Consider the following 19,521-nt stretch of genomic DNA (forward strand, 5'->3'; position numbering starts at 1 on the left):
TGAAGGCGCGTTGCATGAAGACAAACCGCGCCCCAGCGGTAGTTTTTCTTTACGGTATTCGATGGCGGTGTCTAGTTGGTATAGGCCTATTCGATATCTTAAAAAAAACTGGACGGACTTTAAGGGGCAACCGTCATATTTTTGAACCCGGTACATATGATGTTACTAGTCCAAATGCATGTACGAGTTACGCCGCTTTGCCGTTTCCATCAAAACTCATGGAATACCGGCGGCGGGATGCTGGCGACATTGTAAAGGCTGCTCATCTGTTGCAATGGCTTTGGCTATGAGTGGAACACGAAGCGGATGCTCTTAAAGCATTTTTCCTTCGGAGTAATTTGAGGAGGGGATCTCTTTTGGAAAAAGTGGACATTTTTAAGGACATTGCCGAACGGACCGGAGGGGACATTTACTTAGGTGTTGTCGGTGCCGTCCGTACGGGAAAATCAACTTTCATCAAGCGGTTTATGGAGACGGTTGTTCTCCCGAACATTACGAACGAGGCGGATCGAGTAAGAGCTGTCGATGAGCTGCCTCAAAGTGCTGCTGGGAAAACGATCATGACAACCGAGCCGAAATTCGTGCCGAACAACGCGGTACAGATCAAAGTTACGGAAGGTCTTGAGGTCAACGTCAGACTGGTGGATTGTGTAGGCTATGCCGTTGAAGGCGCTAAGGGCTACGAGGATGAGAATGGCCCGAGAATGATCTCGACGCCATGGTTCGAAGAGCCGATTCCGTTCCAGGAAGCGGCTGAAATCGGAACCCGAAAAGTCATTCAGGAGCACTCCACGCTTGGCGTCGTTGTCACCACAGACGGAAGCATTGCGGAAATTCCGCGCAGCTCTTATGTCGAGGCTGAGGAGCGCGTCATCGAGGAACTGAAGGAAGTCGGCAAGCCATTCGTGGTGGTCATTAACTCGACGCGTCCACGCAGCGAAGAAGCGCTTCAGCTGCGCAACGAGCTGGCAGAGAAATACGACATTCCGGTGATGACACTGAGTGCAGCCACGATGACCGAAGATGATGTAACCGGCGTTCTTCGTGAAGTATTGTATGAGTTCCCAGTGCATGAAGTGAACGTTAATCTTCCTAGCTGGGTTATGGTGCTTAACGAGAACCACTGGCTGCGCAGCAACTATGAGAACTCGGTCAGAGATACCGTGAAAGATATCCGCCGTCTGCGTGACGTGGATCGGGTGGTCAGCCAGTTCATGGAGTATGACTTCATCAACCATGCCGGCCTTAGCGGCATGAATATGGGTCAGGGCGTTGCCGAGATCGATCTCTTTGCACCTGACGAACTGTATGACCGGATCTTGATGGAGGTTGTGGGTGTCGAGATTCGCGGTAAAGATCATTTGCTGCAGCTGATGCAGGAGTTCTCCCATGCCAAACGGGAATACGACCGCTTCGCTGAAGCGCTTGAAATGGTTAAAACGACAGGTTACGGTATTGCTGCTCCTTCCCTGGCTGAGATGGCGCTGGATGAGCCTGAGCTTATCCGTCAAGGCACTCGCTTCGGGGTAAGATTGAAAGCGACCGCGCCTTCCATCCATATGATTCGGGTTGACGTGGAATCCGAGTTCTCGCCGATTATCGGCACAGAGAAGCAGAGCGAAGAGCTTGTGCGCTATCTAATGCAGGATTTCGAGAACGATCCGATCAAAATTTGGGAATCCGACATATTCGGACGCTCGCTGCACTCGATCGTTCGTGAAGGAATTCAAGGCAAAATCGCGATGATGCCTGACAATGCAAGATATAAATTGCAAGAAACTTTAGGTCGGATCATCAACGAAGGTTCCGGCGGTTTGATCGCGATCATTCTTTAAGTGAGTATCGCTAAGGTGTTGAATACGCAGTCGCTAACGGGTCTAAAGTCCCGATTAGCGGCTGTTTTTCGTGTTTTCTTTGGTCTGGCAAAGCAAAACGCTTGAAATTATGAGATGGCTGTATTACTATAAATTTGTTCCGCGTCATGCATTCTAAACGCGAGATAGGGGTAAAATACCCGATTGCACGTATAATTTGCGGTAAAACGGAAACAGTGAATAGCAAGTGGAGCACATTCCTTGTTAGGGAGGTGAAAGAATGAATAAATCGGATCTGATTACACAAGTAGCTGAATCTACTGAGCTTTCCAAGAAGGATGCAACTAAAGCGGTTGATGCCGTTTTCGATGCAATCTCCGAAGCGTTGCAAAGTGGAGATAAAGTACAGCTGGTCGGCTTTGGCAACTTCGAGGTTCGCGAGCGTTCCGCACGGAAAGGCCGCAACCCGCAAACAGGTGAAGAAATCGAAATCCCTGCGAGCAAAATTCCTGCATTTAAACCTGGTAAAGCGCTCAAAGACGGAATCAAATAAAGATTTCTACATATTACCTAAGAGCAGAGGTCGTGAATTCGTTCACGGCCTTTTCTTTTAGCTTACGGTGAGGAGGTCTGAACAATGGAGAACGTTCAAAACGGGGATTATTTTATCGTCAAAGCGCTGGACCATGGCGTGCAGGTGATTGGCCTTACCCGAGGTCAGGACACCCGGTTTCATCATACCGAGAAGCTGGACAAAGGCGAGGTCATTATCGCCCAGTTCACGGATCATACGTCTGCGGTGAAAATACGCGGCAAAGCTGAGGTCATGACCAAGCACGGGAAGATTGAATCCGGCATCTGAATTAGGATTATGATCTTGGCTAAGCCCCACCAAATTGGTGGGGCTTTTTGATCTTGCTCCAAAAGTAACATTCGTCACATTTGCAAACTCGTTTGTCAAGTACAATTCCAACAGACCGCGGCCATGAAATCCTTTAATCTGAAATCAGATCAATTGGATAAAGGATGATGGTTATGGGAATCCGAGCTTTTTTTAAACTGGTAGAAATTCAGACGAAGGTAGCCAGCATGATTCCGTTCCTGTTCGGAACTTTGTATGCATTGTTTCGTTTTCAGCAGTTCGATGGATATCATTTTGCCCTGATGCTGGCATCATTGCTGTCGTTTGATATGGCAACGACGGCGATCAATAACTATTACGACTATAAAAAAGCGATTAAAAAGAACGGGTTCGGTTACGAGCAGCACAATGCCATTGTACGTTATAACCTTAAGGAGCCTGCGGTCATGTCCGTCATCATCGTACTGCTATTGACAGCCGTTGGTGCAGGGATCGCGCTGTTCTTATCTACGGGCTGGTTAATCCTGCTGCTGGGGGGATTGTCTTTTGCCGTAGGGATATTATATTCGTTCGGACCGATTCCGATCTCGCGGATGCCGCTAGGCGAGCTGTTCTCCGGATTGTTTATGGGATTTGTCATTCTATTTATTGCGGCATGGATCCATGCGGATGGTGGTCATCTGGCGGTTCTGGACCTCCAGGACGGCGTTCTGTCCCTTCAGGTGAACCTTCCTGAGGTACTGCTGCTGCTGGTGGTATCACTGCCGGCCATTCTTGGGATTGCCAACATCATGTTGGCCAACAACATCTGCGACATGGATGAGGATATGGAGAACAAGAGGTACACGCTGCCCGTATATATAGGATTCAGGCCATCTCTGAAGCTGTTCCGAATTCTGTACTGCCTTGCTTATCTGGATCTAGTGGCTTTTCTCCTGATGAAGGTGCACCTCGTGTTAATTCTTCTGGTGTTCGTGACCCTTGTCCCGGTTTATAAAAAAAGCGCCCTGTTCACTGCCCATCCTTCCAAAGAGAAGACATTTGTGATCGCGGTGCAAAATTTCGTCCTCATGAATCTGGCGAGGATCGCCGCGCTGGGAGTAGCCGTGGTATGGACTTCACGATCGTTCTTCTAAACCGATCGGCTCGTTTTCCTTGAAGCAGGCATAGCCTGCTTTTTTTCTTTATACAATGAGGTATGGACTCATGAGGAGCGGAAGAAACTAGGTATAGAGGAGGTTGAGGACATGAAGCACTGGCAATCCGTACGAGCCGTACTCCTGCCCGCGGCGATTGCATTTATCATGCTCACACTGTTAATGGGGCTTCAATCGCAAGCCCGTTATAAGGTTGGCGCTGTGGCAGCGGCGATTCCCTATCACAGTCGGGAGTTAAGCGATGCCGGACTCGTGGACTCCCTAATGAGTCTTCCTCTTCATCTGAAAATAAGCCGGGCAGATTATGATGAAGGCGCCCTGACGCTGGATATCAAATTAAGCGACCCCCCGGAAACGGCCGCCGAGGTATATGAGGATATCGCCAGCATAATGTCTTTTACGTTCGAAGGAACGGATAATGTGCAGCAGTTGTATCTAAGAGTGGTAGCCATCGATCGCTGGGGAGGGAAGCGGTATATGCTGCTTGCTTCGAACATGAACAAGGATACCTGGGACTTGCGCAATGCAGAAGCTCTTACCCAGCTTGAGAACGGCGATGTTCCGCAACCCATTGCGGCCGCTCTCAACCTAACATTTACGAATCTTTGGCTAAAGCAGTTCAGCAGCCCATGAAAGGGGTAAAATAGTAGATGACAGGGCATGTACGTGCCTTGAACATGTGTTATAATAGATTGGATTGTGGGCTCAATTGGACAAAAGAACATCAAGTGCACGGAGGCTGAGAATGAAACCGTATCGCGTACCAGAACTGGCAGAGAAATATTTAAATTATGATATGATTCAGAACCACACGGAACTTCCGAATTTTCCGGATGCCCGTGTTCATTTGCTATACATATTTTTAAAGGATTCGGGACGAAATCTTGCCGGACATGAAGAATTGTACGCACTGGTTACCTCACTGGTTCAGGTGGGACTCGATACGCATGAGAGCATCGACGTTACGGAGGGCAATCAAGGAGAGGCGATGATGCGATCCCGGCAGTTAAAAGTGCTCGCAGGGGATTATTTCAGTAGCCGTTTTTATCAACTCCTTGCCTTAAAGGGCGAAATTGCTGTCATCTCGCTTCTTAGCAAGGCTGTCAGCGATGTTAACGTGATGAAGATGAGATTATACGGCAAAATGAAAAAAACGCTGCTGCCTTCTGAAGAATATCTACGGCTAACGGTACAGCTGAATATGCAGCTGTTTCTTTCTTTTACTCCGCTGCTTGAGGTGTCCGTACAAGAAACATGGGAAAAGCTGCTCAAGGAAATTACGGAATGTGAGACGCTTGTGCAGGAGATGGAACGCTGTGCGACGCCTGAAGTCGGCAGATGTGGTTACGTGTACTGGCATCTGATCGAGTCAGGGAGCGACGAGGAACGGAAGATGCTGGTTGGCAAGAAAACGGATATGAAGGACTGGAGGAAGCTGATCCTGAAGCACAAGGTTTCGGAGAAGCTGCTGGACAAGCTGCGCGAGTCCGTAAATGCCGTACAGCTGCTGCTGGCAAACCGTGTAGGAGAGAGCCCGTACGCCGGTATGCTGGACCCGTTCCTGAAACGGCTAAGCACGTACCGGTCCGTCGTAAGTGAAGGGTAGGGGGATGCTGTGGATAATCAAACAACCAAGTTAGGCATGAGTAAGCATGACGGCAAAAATCCAAAAGAGCAATACGTCCATTCCGTCTTTGAAAGCATTTCGGGAAAATATGATATGATGAATGATATTCTCAGCTTTCGAAGACATAAAGCTTGGCGCAAGTTTACGATGAAGAAGATGAACATGCGCCATGGCGATACGGCCATCGATCTATGCTGCGGTACTTGCGACTGGACGATTAGTATGGCACAGGCAAGTGAATCCGGACACATAGTTGGACTCGATTTCAGTGAGGGGATGCTGAATGTCGGCCGAGGAAAGGTTACCAAACATGGGCTGGACCAACAGGTAGAGCTGGTTCAGGGAAATGCCATGAGCCTGCCGTTCGAAGACAATCAGTTCGACTACGCGACGATCGGTTTCGGTCTTCGCAATGTACCGGATTACATGCAGGTTCTGCATGAAATGAAACGCGTGGTTAAGCCTGGCGGGATGGTTGTATGTTTGGAACTGTCCAAGCCGACTTGGCAGCCGTTCAAAGGCATTTATTATTTCTACTTTCAACAAGTGCTGCCTCGGATGGGGAAACTGGTAGCCAAGCGTTACGAGCAGTATAAGTGGCTGCCGGAATCGCTGGCATTGTTCCCAGGACGAGAGGAGCTTGCCGAAGCTTTCCGTCAGACCGGACTTCAACAGGTTCAGGCCTATCCCTTGACTGGTGGCATAGCAGCCTTACATATTGGGATCAAGGAGAATCTGGATGTTTAAGAAAATAGGAACTTATCTTGAAATGATTAAAGTGGAGCATACACTGTTTGCTCTGCCTTTCGCTTTTATGGGGGCGATTCTAGGATCGGCCGTCGTGTTTGACCAATTACCATCATGGGGAGATATCGGGTGGATTTTTCTTGCCATGTTCGGTGCACGCAGCGCTGCGTTCGGATTGAATCGGCTCACGGACCAGCATATCGACGCCAAGAACCCCCGCACCGCAAATCGCGCCATTCCGGCAGGCCTGCTAAAACCGCTGGAAGTTATCTTATTCATTATTCTGTCTTTCGCGGTGTTTTTCTGGGCTACTTACATGCTGGATCCGTTTGCATTCCGTTTGCTGCCTATCGCTATTTTTATGCTTATCATTTATTCATATACCAAACGGTTTACTTGGCTTTGCCATCTGGTGCTCGGGCTTACAACAGCGTTGGCTCCGCTTGGCGGATGGGTTGCGGTAACCGGTCAAATCGACTGGAAGGCCATTGTATTCTATATCGCGCTTGCGTTCTGGACGGCGGGATTTGATATTGTTTACGCTTGCCAGGATGAGAAGTTTGATGCAAAAGAAAAGCTGTACTCGATTCCTTCCCGGTTCGGTTTGCATAAAGCGTTGTGGTTCGCGCGCGGTTTTCACGTAGTAACGGCTATTGGCTTTATCATTCTTTTCTTTGTCACACCGGTTGGCTGGTGGTATCTGATCGGCATGGTCATCGCCTGCGGGATTTTATTCTATCAGCATTACATCTTGTCGCCAAACGATATGAGCCGTCTGCAAACCGCCTTTTTTACGATGAACAGTACACTGAGCATCATTCTGTTTGTATTCACTCTGATTGATTTGGTGGTGCGGTATATCTGATGAAATCCTTGCGCAGAAAAAGCTGGGTTGTCGGGATAACGGGAGCCAGCGGCAGCATATACGGAGTTCGCCTTACGGAGAGCCTGCTCTCGCTGGGCTATGATGTGCAATTGATCGTTTCCAATGCGGGCTGGCGCGTTCTGAAGGAGGAAATGGGCTTTCAGACAGGCAACCGCGAAGAAGTGCTGGCCGAGAAATTCGGCGGGTACGAGGGACGTGTCATCTACCATCCGATCTCCGACATTGGAGCAACGATAGCCAGTGGATCTTACCTTGTCGAAGGCATGATCATCATGCCATGCTCTATGGGGACATTATCCTCGGTCGCGCACGGCTCTTCCGACAATCTGATGGGACGCGCCGCGGATGTGATGATGAAAGAAGGCCGTCCTCTGGTGCTTGTCCCGAGAGAGACGCCTCTGCATGCGATTCACCTGGAGAACATGCTGGCGCTGGCCAAGCTTGGTGTCAAAATCATTCCCGCGATGCCTGCGTTCTATTACGGACCGAAGACCATTGATGATATCGTGAATTTTCTGGTCGGCAAGGTATTGGACAGCTTGCGCATTGATCATCGATTGTATACGAGATGGGGAGAATAGCAGGCCGGGCCGCATCCAAGGAGTTAGCGGCTGTTGTTATGACGACTTAACGAACCTGTGCTACGATTTTGACGAACGACAACAGGAAGGATTACGCTTATATTTCAAGTTCGTAGATGAGCTTGGCCTGCTAAGATCGCAAGGTAGTGCCGGAGTTATGGAATGAGAATCTAAGCATACGGGTGAAAAGATGAAACGATTTGACATATTCGGAACATTAAAAAAAGATATGGACGTTATCGAGAAGGAACTCTATCTCAGCGTCGAAGGCGACAGCCCCGATCTGACCGAGACTTCCTTGCATCTGCTTAGAGCAGGAGGCAAGCGACTCCGTCCTGTTTTTGTGCTGATGGGCGGTAAGTTCGGCGACTATGACATTGACAAGCTAAAGCATGTGGCCGTGCCGCTCGAGATGATTCACAGCGCATCGCTCGTTCATGACGACGTGATCGATGATGCGGACACGCGGCGAGGTAAGCTAACGGTAAAGGCGAAGTGGGACAACCGGGTTGCCATGTATACCGGCGACTATATATACGGCAAAGCGCTGGAGTTGACGACCCACCTGAAGCAGCCGGAGATTCATCAAATTCTCGCCAAGGCGATGGTCGAGATGTCCATCGGGGAAATGGAGCAGATTCGTGATTTCTTTAATACCGATCAGGACGTCAGAAGGTACCTTCTGCGTATACGCCGCAAAACGTCGCTCTTGATTGCCGTCAGCTGCCAGCTCGGAGCACTGGCTGCGGATGCGGACCGCAAGGTCGCAAACAGCCTGTATCGATTCGGATATAACGTCGGCATGGCCTTTCAGATTCAGGACGATCTCCTGGATCTGTGCGGGACGGAGAAGCAGATTGGTAAACCGCCGGGGAGCGATATGAGGCAGGGGAATATTACGCTTCCCGTTATATTCGCTCTCGAAGATAGCAAACGAAGGGAGCCGCTGCTGCAGGAGCTGGATCGGATTCATGCACTGAATGGCCAGTGTGATGTGACTGACGCCGTGAAGCTTGTAACCTCAAGCGATGGTATACCGAGATCTGAGGCGCTCGCTGATCGGTATATCCGTAAAGCATTGGCCGCATTGGATACTTTGCCTGACATCAAGACCAAAAAACAGCTTAGAGATATCGCAAATTTTATTACAAAGCGGTCATATTAGCCTTAACCATGAGGTTGCTTTCTGTTAAAATACGGGTACAAACATGTAACATCACCTGAGCATGGAATAATTGTTCAATATCCTAGAATGAGGGGAAGCGTGATGAGGCCAATGGAACGTACTTTTTTAATGATTAAACCGGATGGTGTACAGCGTGGGCTGATCGGCCGAATCGTCGGCCGTTTGGAGGATAAAGGATTCAAGCTGGTTGCAGGCAAGTTCCTGCAGATTTCAGACGAGCAGGCCAAGCGCCATTATGCGGAGCATGAAGGCAAAGATTTTTTTGAAAACCTGGTTAGGTTTATAACATCCGGACCGGTGTTTGCGATGGTTTGGGAAGGGGACGACATCATTGCTTTGTCCCGCCAAGTGATTGGCAAAACGAATGTGAAGGATGCGCTGCCCGGGACAATTCGGGGGGATTTTTCCGCTCATACGCCGCACAATCTGATTCATGGATCGGATTCACCGGAGAGCGCGCAACGCGAAATTGCCAATTTCTTTGAAGCGAAGGAATTGGTTGAATATAACAAGACGCTGTCCCCTTGGCTGTAAGCTAAGGCAGCGGCATAATCTGATTAAACAGGATGATACGATGACGGAACATGAACCTGTGCTGGATGATCCGGATTATATCGGCTTTGTTCGCAGCATCGAACGAAGCACGGGGATCAATCTCGCAGATTATAAAGAGGCGCAGATGAAGCGAAGGCTGACAACGCTGCGTTTGAAGAAGGGGTTTGAAACCTTTTCGGCTTTCTACGACGCGATGATGAAAGACAAGCCATTATTTCATGAGTTTTTAGACCGGATGACAATAAACGTCTCGGAGTTTTGGCGCAACCCTAACCGGTGGGAAGTTCTCCGTGACAAAATATTGCCTGAGATATCCCAGCAGAATCCCGGGGTATTGAAAATATGGAGCGCCGCGTGCTCCACGGGTGAGGAGCCTTACACGCTTGCTATGATACTGTCCGAACAGAAGATGCTGAGCCGTGCGCGCATCGCGGCGACAGATATTGATGACGGCGCATTACATAAAGCGAAGGAGGGCCTATATGTCGAGAGGTCATTGAAGGATGTGCCTCCGGATGTAGCCGCCCGCTATTTTAAGGAAGAAGGTTCGGTGTACCGCTTCAGTGAGCATTTGAAGAAGGAAGTAACCTTTCATAAGCAGAATCTGCTGACGGACCGCTTTGAGACGGGATATGATCTGATTGTTTGCCGAAACGTGATGATTTATTTCACGGAAGGCGCCAAGCACAAGCTGTACCAGAAGTTTGCCTCAAGCCTGAAGCCAGGCGGATTCTTGTTTGTGGGCAGCACGGAACAGATCTTTAATCCGGGACAATATGGCCTGGAGAGCAACGAGACCTTTTTCTACCGTAAAATTCAATAGAGACAGTTAATCATAACGCATAAGCGCTTTTCAATCCGGAGGATGAGAGGCGCTTTTGCTTGTCTTGCGGCATTCTTGTCAAAGCGTTAGACCTATACTATAATGAGCAGAAGATATTTACGGAGTTTAGCGATTTAACGCTTAAAAGTTTAAAGGGGGAAAAGCATCATGAGCTTACGCTTTTTAACTGCCGGGGAAACGCACGGTCCTCAGCTGACAACCATAATCGAAGGACTTCCAAGTAATTTGGAGCTTGATTTCGAAGCATTGAACTTCCAGCTTCATCGGAGACAGAAGGGATATGGCCGGGGACGCCGCATGCAGATCGAGAAGGATACCGCGCAAATCCTAGGAGGTGTGCGTCACGGCTATACAACCGGTGCGCCCATCGCGTTGGTCGTGCAGAATAATGACTGGAAGCATTGGCAGAACATTATGAACGTGGAGCCGATTGAGGGCAATGACGAGGTGAAAAGACGGGTACATCGTCCAAGACCGGGACATGCCGACTTAAACGGCGGTTTGAAATACAATTTGAAGGATCTGCGTAACGTGCTGGAACGCTCCAGTGCCCGTGAAACCACAGTTCGCGTAGCGGTAGGTGCTATCGCGAGACAATTCCTGGCACAATTCGGCGTTAAAGTGGCAGGCCAGGTCATCCGGATTGGCGAGATCGAAGCTCCCCCGCACAATCTTTCGATCGATGAGCTGATCGAGCGTACGGAAGCCTCCTCGGTTCGCGTGGTGGACGAAGAGACAGAGAAGAAAATGGAAGCCTACATAGACCAGATCAAAAAAGAAGGCGACTCCATCGGCGGCATCGTGGAATGCATCATCGAAGGCGTGCCGGTCGGATTGGGCAGCCATGTCCAATATGACCGCAAGCTGGATGGCCGCATCGCACAGGGCGTGATGTCGATTAATGCCTTTAAGGGCGTTGAGGTCGGAATCGGATTTGAAGCAGGCCAATTGCCCGGTTCCCAGGTACATGACGAGATTATGTACAGCGAAGATCGCGGATACCACCGTGCAACCAATCGCCTGGGCGGGTTTGAAGGCGGGATGACCAACGGCATGCCGATCGTCGTTCGCGGCGTCATGAAGCCGATTCCGACGCTGTACAAGCCGCTTCAAAGCGTGGATATCGATACAAAGGAAGCTTTCACGGCTCAGGTTGAACGCTCGGATGCCTGTGCGGTTCCGACCGCCAGCGTTGTCATGGAGCATGTTGTGACCTGGGAAGTAGCGAAGGCTTTTCTTGAGAAGTTTGGCGGTGATTCGATGGAAGAAATTCATGCGAATTACCAGAACTACCTGAAGCAGCTGGAGAACTACTAATATGAGAACACTTCAGGTAGAGCTGGGAGAGCGTTCCTATCCGATTTATATCGGAGCTGGTATTTTGGACACCATCGGTGAGCTGAGCGCGAAGCATGGAATTACACGCAAGAGCCCTCATTTGATTGTAACGGATGATAAAGTAGCGCCTCATTATTTGTCTCGAGTGGAGGAGCAGTTAAAATCGGAAGGATACACGGTTATTTCCCATATTGTCCCTTCCGGTGAATCCTCCAAATCGCTTCAGGTCTATGAAGAGGTAATGACGACAGCGATCAACGGCAAGCTGGATCGCAGCTCGGCAGTGTTTGCGCTGGGTGGAGGCGTTGTTGGTGATTTGGCCGGATTCGTCGCGGCAACGTATATGCGCGGCGTGACGTTTGTTCAGATCCCGACCACTATCCTGGCCCATGACAGCAGCGTTGGCGGCAAAGTGGCGGTCAACCATCCGTTAGCCAAAAATATGATCGGCGCGTTCCATCAACCCGTTATGGTGGTTTACGATGTGAACACGCTGATGTCATTGCCTCCGCGCGAGGTGTCTTCTGGTCTTGCGGAAATGGTGAAGCATGGTTTGATCCTGGACCGTGATTTTGCCTATTGGTGCCGGGAGAATGGTCAAAAGCTGCTGAGCCTGGATCCTGAGACGTTGATATATGGCCTGGAGCGCGGCTGCGCGATCAAGGCGAACGTCGTATCCCAGGATGAGCGGGAAGGCGGTTTGCGTGCCATCCTTAATCTCGGACATACCATCGGTCATGCCATTGAAGCCGTTGGCGGCTACGGACGCTTCTTGCACGGCGAGGCGATTGCCATCGGCATGGCAGGCTCGGCCCGCCTTGCCGAAAAGCTTGGCAGACCTGCGGATCTGCACAATGAGACGGTGAGCATGCTCAAGGCGGTGAATCTGCCGGTAACCTTGCCGGGTGACGTCTCGGTTGAGCGAATTATGGAAGCTATGCAGCATGATAAAAAGTTTGCCGAGGGAAATATGGTATTTATCGTACCGGAATCCATCGGCTCCGTCAGCATCGTTAAGGATGTACCGGTAGAAGCTGTTCGATCCGTGGTTGAACAGTTGAAGGGAGAGGGTTAGTTCATGATGAATCGGGGAATCCGGGGGGCGACAACCGTCACCCGCAACGATGAGCAGGAGATTGTACAGGAAACGCTGCGGCTCCTTGAAGAGATGGTGAGACGCAACGAGCTTCAGCCGGAGTATATTAGCAATATATGGATTACGATGACACAGGATCTGGACGCGACGTTTCCGGCCAAAGCGATACGCCAGCTGGAAGGCTGGGATCTGGTCCCTTTGATGTGTTCGGTTGAAATACCGGTCCAAGGCAGTCTGCCGCGATGCATCCGGTTTATGGTTCAGGTCAATACGGATAAAAGCCAGAGCGAGATTAAGCATGTGTATTTGAATGAAGCCAAGCGGCTGCGCCCGGATTTATCTGGCTCCAACGCCTGATGTAGAAATTTAGGGTTGCAGCAACAGGGCTTCATCCTGTATAGTGATATCAGAATAGCTGAGTAGAGTTAGGTTTTACAGATGAGTTGAGTTGAGAAGAGCTGAGGCATTTTAGGCAATAACATAATCGGGATTAAGGATGAACTTGATTTCATGATGAATAGTACAGCATGTTCACGGCTGGTTACAAGCCTATTTCTTGTATCCGTCAATGGAACAATAGCCGCTGTAGTTCGTCGTTGAATGGGCTCTGAATTCCTTGACCGCGCTCTTTTTTCATAGACTTATTCTGAACGTTAACCTCTACTTCGGTAGAGGTTTTTTTGTTGTATACCATCAATTAAGGAGGGATTGACATGGCGAATCCATCAATGGAGCAAGTGGTGGCTATGGCAGGTGAATATAACCTGATTCCGGTAGCGATCAGACTGTTAGCCGACATGGAAACCCCGATTCGCATTTTTCAACGATATGCGGAACGGAAGCGGGCATTTTTACTTGAAAGCGTTGAGGGCGGAGTACAGTGGGCACGGTATTCGTTTATTGGAACAGACCCCTTCTTAATGATTACGGGTAAAAAAGGAAAGATCGAAATTGAAAGGAACGGAGAGCGTTCCCTGCTGAAAGGAAAGCCTGTCGAGGAGTTAAAGGCGCTGCTGCGAACGTACCGCAGCCCGCAGCTGAAGGAGATGCCTCCTTTTACCGGAGGGGCTATCGGATTTTTCGGATATGACCTGCTCCAATATTATGAGAAGCTTCCGGCACATGCGATGGACGATCTCGGAATGGATGATATCCGGTTCATGTTTTGCGATCAAGTCATTGTCTTCGACCATGTGAAGCAGCAGATCATGCTGGTTGGCAACGTACATGTGAAGCCGGGGGATTCGGACGAAATCATCCGGCAAAGCTATCGGGATGTATGCCGTACCTTGGAAGCCGCAGCCGAGCAGCTGCAAGAACAGGGACCGCGGGAGAACGTGAACTCCAAAGGCATTCCGGCGGATGTTGATATGGGCGACATTAAATCCAATATGACAAAAGAGAAGTACCTCTCCAATGTGGAGCAAGCGAAGGAATACATTCGTGCTGGCGATATTTTTCAGGTGGTATTGTCCCAACGCTTCCATATTGAGACCGAAGTATCGCCGCTTCACGTATACCGGGTGCTGAGAACGCTAAATCCTTCACCGTATATGTATTACCTCAAGATGGACGACGACATTATCGTTGGAACCTCCCCGGAAGCCCTGGTGAAGGTGGATGGACGAAGATTGGAAACAAGGCCGATTGCAGGTACCAGACCTAGAGGCAGCGATGAGGCCGAAGACCAGGCGCTGGCCGATGATCTGCTGCAGGACGAGAAGGAACGAGCCGAGCATTTGATGCTGGTGGATCTGGGCCGCAATGATCTGGGCCGCGTGTCAGAGTTCGGCACAGTGAAGTGCGACACGTTCATGGAGATTGAAAAGTATTCCCACGTGATGCATATGGTATCCAGCGTTTCCGGTCAGCTGAGAGAGGATAAGGATTTCTTCGATGCTTTTCTGTCCTGCTTGCCGGCAGGAACGGTATCCGGTGCTCCGAAGCTAAGGGCCATGGGGATTATTGCGGAGCTGGAACGGGAAGCAAGAGGCGCGTATGCGGGCGCCATCGGTTATCTCGGCTTCGGCGGCAATATGGATTCCTGCATTACGATCCGTACGATCATTTTTCGTCAGGGTAAAGCTTATGTCCAGGCGGGGGCCGGCATCGTATGGGACTCGGTACCGGAGAAGGAATATGAAGAAACCATCAACAAAGCCAAAGGGATGCTGAAGGCGATCCGCGTCGCGGAAGCGATGTTTCCGTCCAGCATGGGGGCTGACGATTTAATTAATCAGGATTACCTGTACCAATACACACCTTAAACCGAAGGAGGAGAACGTAATGAACGTCATGGAAACGATGCAATCCAGCCTTACGAAGCTGATTCAAGGTCAAGATCTGAGCCGGGAGGAAGCGCGCGGGGTCATGCAGTCCATTATGGAAGGCCAGGCAACTCATTCCCAAATCGGGGCGCTGCTTACGGCCTTGAGAATGAAGGGGGAGACGGTCGAAGAGATCACCGGCTTCGCCGAGGCGATGCGTGGTGCGGGCGGGCGCGTCGTTACCGAGCGAAACCAGCTGCTGGATACATGCGGCACCGGAGGATCCGGGATTCATAAGTTTAACATTTCTACCGTATCCGCCATTATCTCCTCCTCGGTTTCGGTCAGAGTGGCCAAACACGGCAACCGCTCGGCATCGGGACGGGCGGGCAGCGCCGATGTGCTCGAGGCGCTGGGCGTGAATATCCACTTGACGGCAGAGCAAGCGACAGCCTGTCTGAATGATATCGGAATTTGTTTCCTGTTTGCCCAGATCTATCACCCTTCGATGAAATATGCCGCAGCTCCTCGCAAAGAGCTTGGGGTTCGAACCGTATTTAACATGCTGGGGCCTTTGACAAATCCGGCCGGCGCAGATCGGCAGATGCTCGGGATATACGATATGAACAAAACGGAAACCATCGCACAGGTGCTTAAAGAGCTTGGTTTAAAGCGGGCCATGGTGGTAACCAGCCATGACGGCTTGGATGAAATCAGCATCTCTGCACCTACGCGAGTATCCGAGCTTCGTGGCGGAGAAGTCCGAACGTATGATATTCATCCGCATGACCTGGGACTGTCGGTTCATCCGATGAGCGATATTCTGGGCGGCGATGCAAAAGAGAACGCGGCTATCATCGGATCCGTGCTGCGCGGTGAGCGCAGTGCTTATCGGGATATCGTGCTTGCCAATGCCGGTGCCTGCATCTATGTGTCCGGACTTGCGGATAGTTTGGCCGAAGGTGTGCAGCGCGCAGCGGGAGCTATCGATTCAGGGCTGGCTCAGTCCAAGCTGGAGCAGCTGATCTCAAGAACGGGGGAAATGAGTTATGTATCTTGATCGAATAGTAGAAACGAAACGCAGAGAAGTTGCTCAGCTGCGAGATACATTCAGCATCTCGGAGGCAGAGAGGCAAATAGCGGATTTACCGCCGACTCTCGGCTTTGAGAAGGCGTTGTCCATGGGGCGTAACCGCAGCATGGGGTTAATTGCCGAGGTGAAGAAGGCTTCGCCGTCCAAGGGGTTAATTCGTCCGGACTTTGACCCGGTTATGATCGCCAAAGCTTATGAAGCAGCCGACGCCGATTGTCTTTCCGTGCTGACCGACAAGGACTATTTTCAGGGTAGTGGAGAGTATTTGAAAGCGGTAAGGGCGGCTGTCAACATTCCTTTGCTTCGCAAGGATTTCATTATCGACGAGACTCAGATTTACGAGGCGCGACTGTTAGGTGCAGACGCGGTTCTCTTAATAGCGAGCATACTGGAGCCTGAGCGGATCGCGGAGTTTATAGACATCGCCGGCTCGATTGGCTTGGATTGCCTGATTGAGGTCCATGATGGGGAAGAGCTGGAATCGGTTCTTGGGCTGGGAACAGCTCAGCTGATCGGAATAAACAACCGCAATCTGCGGACCTTTGAAACATCGCTGCAGACAACCGCCGATATCGCGGCACAAGTACCGCAGGGAATTACCTTGATCAGCGAAAGCGGTATATCGAGCCCGGCCGACATTTCCTACTTGCATTATGTGGGAGCACACGGCGTTCTGGTTGGAGAACATTTCATGCGCCAGCAGGACGTGTTCCGCGCGGTAAACGATCTGATGGGACCCTTGCCGATCGCTGCAGACGTCGAATAAAGGGGATGTTGAGTGATGAGTACAGCGCTAAAAATATGTGGACTTCAAAGCGTTGAAGTGCTAAAATCTATGATAAACTTACCTGTGGATTATATCGGATTCGTATTTGCCAAGAGCCGGCGGAAGGTATCTCCGCAGCAGGCTGCACAGCTTATGCAGGTATTGCGGGAATGGGATCATAACAAGATTCCCGCCGCTGTCGGCGTCTTGGTTAACCCTGATTTGAATGAGCTGGTAGAGCTTCTACGAGAAGCAGCGCTCGACGTCGTGCAGCTGCATGGTCAGGAATCGCCGCAATTTTGCCGGGAAGTGAAGGAGCGCTTCCCGGTTTCCGTTTTTAAGGCGATATCGATCGAGAGTGACCGCCCGGAATCAGAACGTCTGTCAACACTGGATCCGTATGCGGGCTGCATTGACGGATTGCTGATCGATACGTATGATCCGGTGTATGGCGGAGGTTCTGGCAAGACATTTGCCTGGGATCTTATCCCGCCTTACCAGGAATGGGCGAAACGGCAAGGGATCCCCTTGTTTGTAGCCGGCGGATTGGATTCGGATAATGTATCGCATTTAATAGGCCAATACGCTCCCTACGGCGTGGATGTATCCAGCGGCGTTGAGAGCGAGCCTGGCGTGAAGGACATAAACAAAGTGATGGCATTCATAGAAAGGGTGAAGGGGAAATGACGCAACTTCCTGACCGTAATGGACGTTTTGGAGTGTTTGGTGGCCGGTTTGTACCGGAAACGCTCATGAACGCTTTAATAGAGCTTGAACAAGAGTATATTCGCTTTTCGGAGGATCCTGCCTTCAAAGAGGAGATTGCTTATTTGCTTAAACAGTATTCCGGACGGGAAACGCCTTTATATTATGCTGAACGACTCAGCAAACATCTCGGCAAGGCTAAAATTTATCTGAAGCGGGAGGATTTGAACCACACAGGCGCCCACAAAATCAACAACGCCATTGCTCAAGGTGTGCTAGCCAAGCGTATGGGCAAAGGCAAGGTCATTGCCGAAACGGGCGCCGGGCAGCATGGGGTTGCCACTGCAACCGTAGCCGCTCTGCTCGGTCTCGAATGCAAGGTGTTCATGGGCGAAGAGGATACCAAGCGGCAGCAGTTGAATGTATTCCGCATGAAAATGCTCGGAGCCGAAGTGATTCCGGTGACCTCGGGAAGCCGAACGCTGAAGGATGCCGGCAACGAGGCGCTTCGCTACTGGGTCAGCAACGTTGAGGATACCTTCTATGTGCTTGGCTCCGCAGTAGGTCCGCATCCGTATCCGATGATGGTCCGGAACTTCCAGCGGATTATCGGTGACGAGACCCGCAAGCAGATTCTGGAGACGGAAGGAAGACTTCCAAACGCGATTCTTGCACCGATCGGGGGAGGAAGCAACGCGATCGGCATGTTCTACCCGTTCCTGGAAGATAAGGAAGTCGGTCTAATCGGTGTCGAAGCGGCCGGGAAAGGGATCGATACCGATTTTCATGCGGCCACCATGTCCAAGGGGACCCAAGGCGTATTCCAGGGATCGATGAGTTATTTGCTTCAGGATGAGTATGGACAGGTTCAGGAGGCGCATTCCATTTCTGCCGGTCTGGATTACCCCGGCGTTGGGCCAGAGCATTCCTACTTAAAAGATATTGAGCGTGTGCAGTATGTGCCTATAACCGACCAAGAGGCATTGGATGCCTTGCAGCTGCTATGCCGAACGGAAGGCATCATACCCGCACTGGAATCGGCACATGCCGTGGCGCAAGCCGTAAAAATGGCGTCCGCGTGGACTGAAGACGATATCGTCGTCATTAATTTGTCCGGTCGCGGCGACAAGGACGTGGAGTCCATCATGGCTTACACGGGAGGGAAATCTGAATGAACCGAATTGACCAGACCTTTGCGTCGTTGAATCAACAAAACAAGACGGCCCTGATTCCTTATCTGACCGTTGGGGATCCGGATGTGAAAGCGACGCTGGATATCATACATGAGCTTGAAATGGCGGGAGCCGACATTATCGAACTCGGCGTTCCTTATTCTGATCCCCTCGCCGATGGCCCGGTCATCCAGCGTGCTTCCGAGCGTGCCCTGAAGAGCAAGGTGAACATCCGCACTTGCATGGAGACCGCGCGCCTGGCGAGAGAACGAGGCAGCAAGCTGCCGTTCATTCTGTTCACCTATTACAATCCGGTCCTGCAGACCGGACTGGATGTGTTCTTCGAAGAAGTGGTAAGGCATGATATCAGCGGGCTGATTATTCCAGATCTGCCGGTGGAGGAATCCGAAGAGGTTCGGAAACGGGCTCATGCCGCGGGCGTTCACCTGATTCCGCTGGTGGCACCTACCTCCCATGAGCGGATTGCGAGCATTGCTTCGGAAGCAACCGGCTTTGTGTATTGCGTATCCTCACTTGGCGTGACAGGCGAGCGCAACGATTTTTATTCGGGAGTGGAGTCATTCCTTGAAACGGTGAAGCAGTACAGCAATGTGCCTATCGCGATTGGTTTTGGCATTTCGTCCGGCGAACAGGTTGCCAGATTCTCTAAAATCTGCGACGGCGTCGTTGTTGGCAGTGCCATAGTACGTCAGATCGAGTCTACTATTCCCCTCCTTGAGAAAGAAGAGACAAGACAGCAGGGACTTTTGCAAATCAGAGAGTTTGTGGCACAATTAAAGGGATAGTGTTGTGTTTAAGCAGTTA

Annotated in this window: 21 protein-coding genes; all 21 read left to right on the forward strand. The window is 50.7% G+C overall.

Annotation, left to right across the window (positions count from 1 at the left end; genetic code table 11):
• The first annotated feature begins 356 nt into the window (after positions 1–356).
• Positions 357–1,835 carry a stage IV sporulation protein A gene (gene spoIVA / locus AC0VZ8_RS12255; RefSeq protein WP_071223935.1) on the forward strand — a complete coding sequence of 493 codons (1,479 nt, stop codon included), beginning with the start codon at positions 357–359 and terminating at the stop codon, positions 1,833–1,835.
• Between the two features lie 259 nt (positions 1,836–2,094).
• Positions 2,095–2,367, forward strand: coding sequence for an HU family DNA-binding protein (locus tag AC0VZ8_RS12260; protein WP_006209463.1), 273 nt, complete (start codon positions 2,095–2,097; stop codon positions 2,365–2,367).
• Positions 2,368–2,451: 84 nt separating this feature from the next.
• The gene (mtrB, locus tag AC0VZ8_RS12265) at positions 2,452–2,676 is read left to right on the forward strand and encodes a trp RNA-binding attenuation protein MtrB (protein ID WP_071223937.1); all 225 of its coding nucleotides are present in this window, start codon (positions 2,452–2,454) and stop codon (positions 2,674–2,676) included.
• Positions 2,677–2,849: 173 nt separating this feature from the next.
• A complete protein-coding gene (locus AC0VZ8_RS12270; protein WP_475487017.1) occupies positions 2,850–3,812 on the forward strand; it encodes a 1,4-dihydroxy-2-naphthoate polyprenyltransferase in 963 nt (320 codons plus the stop codon).
• A gap of 111 nt (positions 3,813–3,923) precedes the next feature.
• Complete coding sequence (locus tag AC0VZ8_RS12275; RefSeq protein WP_071218412.1) at positions 3,924–4,466, forward strand: hypothetical protein; 543 nt, start codon at positions 3,924–3,926, stop codon at positions 4,464–4,466.
• Between the two features lie 112 nt (positions 4,467–4,578).
• Complete coding sequence (locus tag AC0VZ8_RS12280) at positions 4,579–5,439, forward strand: heptaprenyl diphosphate synthase component 1 (protein WP_071218411.1); 861 nt, start codon at positions 4,579–4,581, stop codon at positions 5,437–5,439.
• Positions 5,440–5,475: 36 nt separating this feature from the next.
• Positions 5,476–6,207, forward strand: a complete 732-nt coding sequence (locus tag AC0VZ8_RS12285; RefSeq protein WP_475487681.1) for a demethylmenaquinone methyltransferase — start codon at positions 5,476–5,478, stop codon at positions 6,205–6,207.
• Positions 6,200–7,072, forward strand: a complete 873-nt coding sequence (locus AC0VZ8_RS12290) for a UbiA-like polyprenyltransferase (protein WP_071218410.1) — start codon at positions 6,200–6,202, stop codon at positions 7,070–7,072. The genes AC0VZ8_RS12285 and AC0VZ8_RS12290 overlap by 8 nt, the downstream gene beginning before the upstream one ends.
• Complete coding sequence (locus tag AC0VZ8_RS12295; protein ID WP_260069172.1) at positions 7,072–7,674, forward strand: UbiX family flavin prenyltransferase; 603 nt, start codon at positions 7,072–7,074, stop codon at positions 7,672–7,674. The genes AC0VZ8_RS12290 and AC0VZ8_RS12295 overlap by 1 nt, the downstream gene beginning before the upstream one ends.
• 190 nt (positions 7,675–7,864) lie before the next feature.
• Complete coding sequence (locus AC0VZ8_RS12300; RefSeq protein ID WP_475487018.1) at positions 7,865–8,839, forward strand: polyprenyl synthetase family protein; 975 nt, start codon at positions 7,865–7,867, stop codon at positions 8,837–8,839.
• Positions 8,840–8,950: 111 nt separating this feature from the next.
• On the forward strand, positions 8,951–9,394 hold the full coding sequence (gene ndk / locus AC0VZ8_RS12305) for a nucleoside-diphosphate kinase (RefSeq protein ID WP_071218428.1): 444 nt from the start codon (positions 8,951–8,953) through the stop codon (positions 9,392–9,394).
• 40 nt (positions 9,395–9,434) lie between these two features.
• Positions 9,435–10,238 carry a CheR family methyltransferase gene (locus AC0VZ8_RS12310; protein WP_071218407.1) on the forward strand — a complete coding sequence of 268 codons (804 nt, stop codon included), beginning with the start codon at positions 9,435–9,437 and terminating at the stop codon, positions 10,236–10,238.
• A gap of 168 nt (positions 10,239–10,406) precedes the next feature.
• Positions 10,407–11,576 carry a chorismate synthase gene (aroC, locus tag AC0VZ8_RS12315; RefSeq protein WP_475487019.1) on the forward strand — a complete coding sequence of 390 codons (1,170 nt, stop codon included), beginning with the start codon at positions 10,407–10,409 and terminating at the stop codon, positions 11,574–11,576.
• A 1-nt stretch (position 11,577) separates the two neighbouring features.
• Positions 11,578–12,672: a 3-dehydroquinate synthase gene (gene aroB, locus AC0VZ8_RS12320; RefSeq protein ID WP_475487020.1), complete on the forward strand. Its 1,095-nt coding sequence runs from the start codon at positions 11,578–11,580 to the stop codon at positions 12,670–12,672.
• A 3-nt stretch (positions 12,673–12,675) separates the two neighbouring features.
• Positions 12,676–13,050 (forward strand): chorismate mutase, encoded by a 375-nt coding sequence (gene aroH / locus AC0VZ8_RS12325; protein WP_009595253.1) that lies wholly within the window; start codon positions 12,676–12,678, stop codon positions 13,048–13,050.
• 356 nt (positions 13,051–13,406) lie between these two features.
• Positions 13,407–14,960, forward strand: a complete 1,554-nt coding sequence (gene trpE / locus AC0VZ8_RS12330; RefSeq protein ID WP_260069175.1) for an anthranilate synthase component I — start codon at positions 13,407–13,409, stop codon at positions 14,958–14,960.
• Positions 14,961–14,979: 19 nt separating this feature from the next.
• Positions 14,980–16,020 (forward strand): anthranilate phosphoribosyltransferase, encoded by a 1,041-nt coding sequence (gene trpD / locus AC0VZ8_RS12335; protein WP_100536321.1) that lies wholly within the window; start codon positions 14,980–14,982, stop codon positions 16,018–16,020.
• Positions 16,010–16,819 (forward strand): indole-3-glycerol phosphate synthase TrpC, encoded by an 810-nt coding sequence (gene trpC, locus AC0VZ8_RS12340; protein WP_071218402.1) that lies wholly within the window; start codon positions 16,010–16,012, stop codon positions 16,817–16,819. Before trpD ends, trpC begins: the two co-directional genes overlap by 11 nt.
• Positions 16,820–16,888: 69 nt before the next feature.
• On the forward strand, positions 16,889–17,506 hold the full coding sequence (locus AC0VZ8_RS12345) for a phosphoribosylanthranilate isomerase (RefSeq protein WP_475487021.1): 618 nt from the start codon (positions 16,889–16,891) through the stop codon (positions 17,504–17,506).
• Positions 17,503–18,699: a tryptophan synthase subunit beta gene (trpB, locus tag AC0VZ8_RS12350; RefSeq protein WP_475487022.1), complete on the forward strand. Its 1,197-nt coding sequence runs from the start codon at positions 17,503–17,505 to the stop codon at positions 18,697–18,699. The genes AC0VZ8_RS12345 and trpB overlap by 4 nt, the downstream gene beginning before the upstream one ends.
• Positions 18,696–19,502, forward strand: coding sequence for a tryptophan synthase subunit alpha (trpA, locus tag AC0VZ8_RS12355; RefSeq protein ID WP_475487023.1), 807 nt, complete (start codon positions 18,696–18,698; stop codon positions 19,500–19,502). The genes trpB and trpA overlap by 4 nt, the downstream gene beginning before the upstream one ends.
• The last annotated feature ends 19 nt before the right edge of the window (positions 19,503–19,521 follow it).

The sequence above is a fragment of the Paenibacillus sp. QJM3NY_38 genome, from assembly GCF_056173265.1.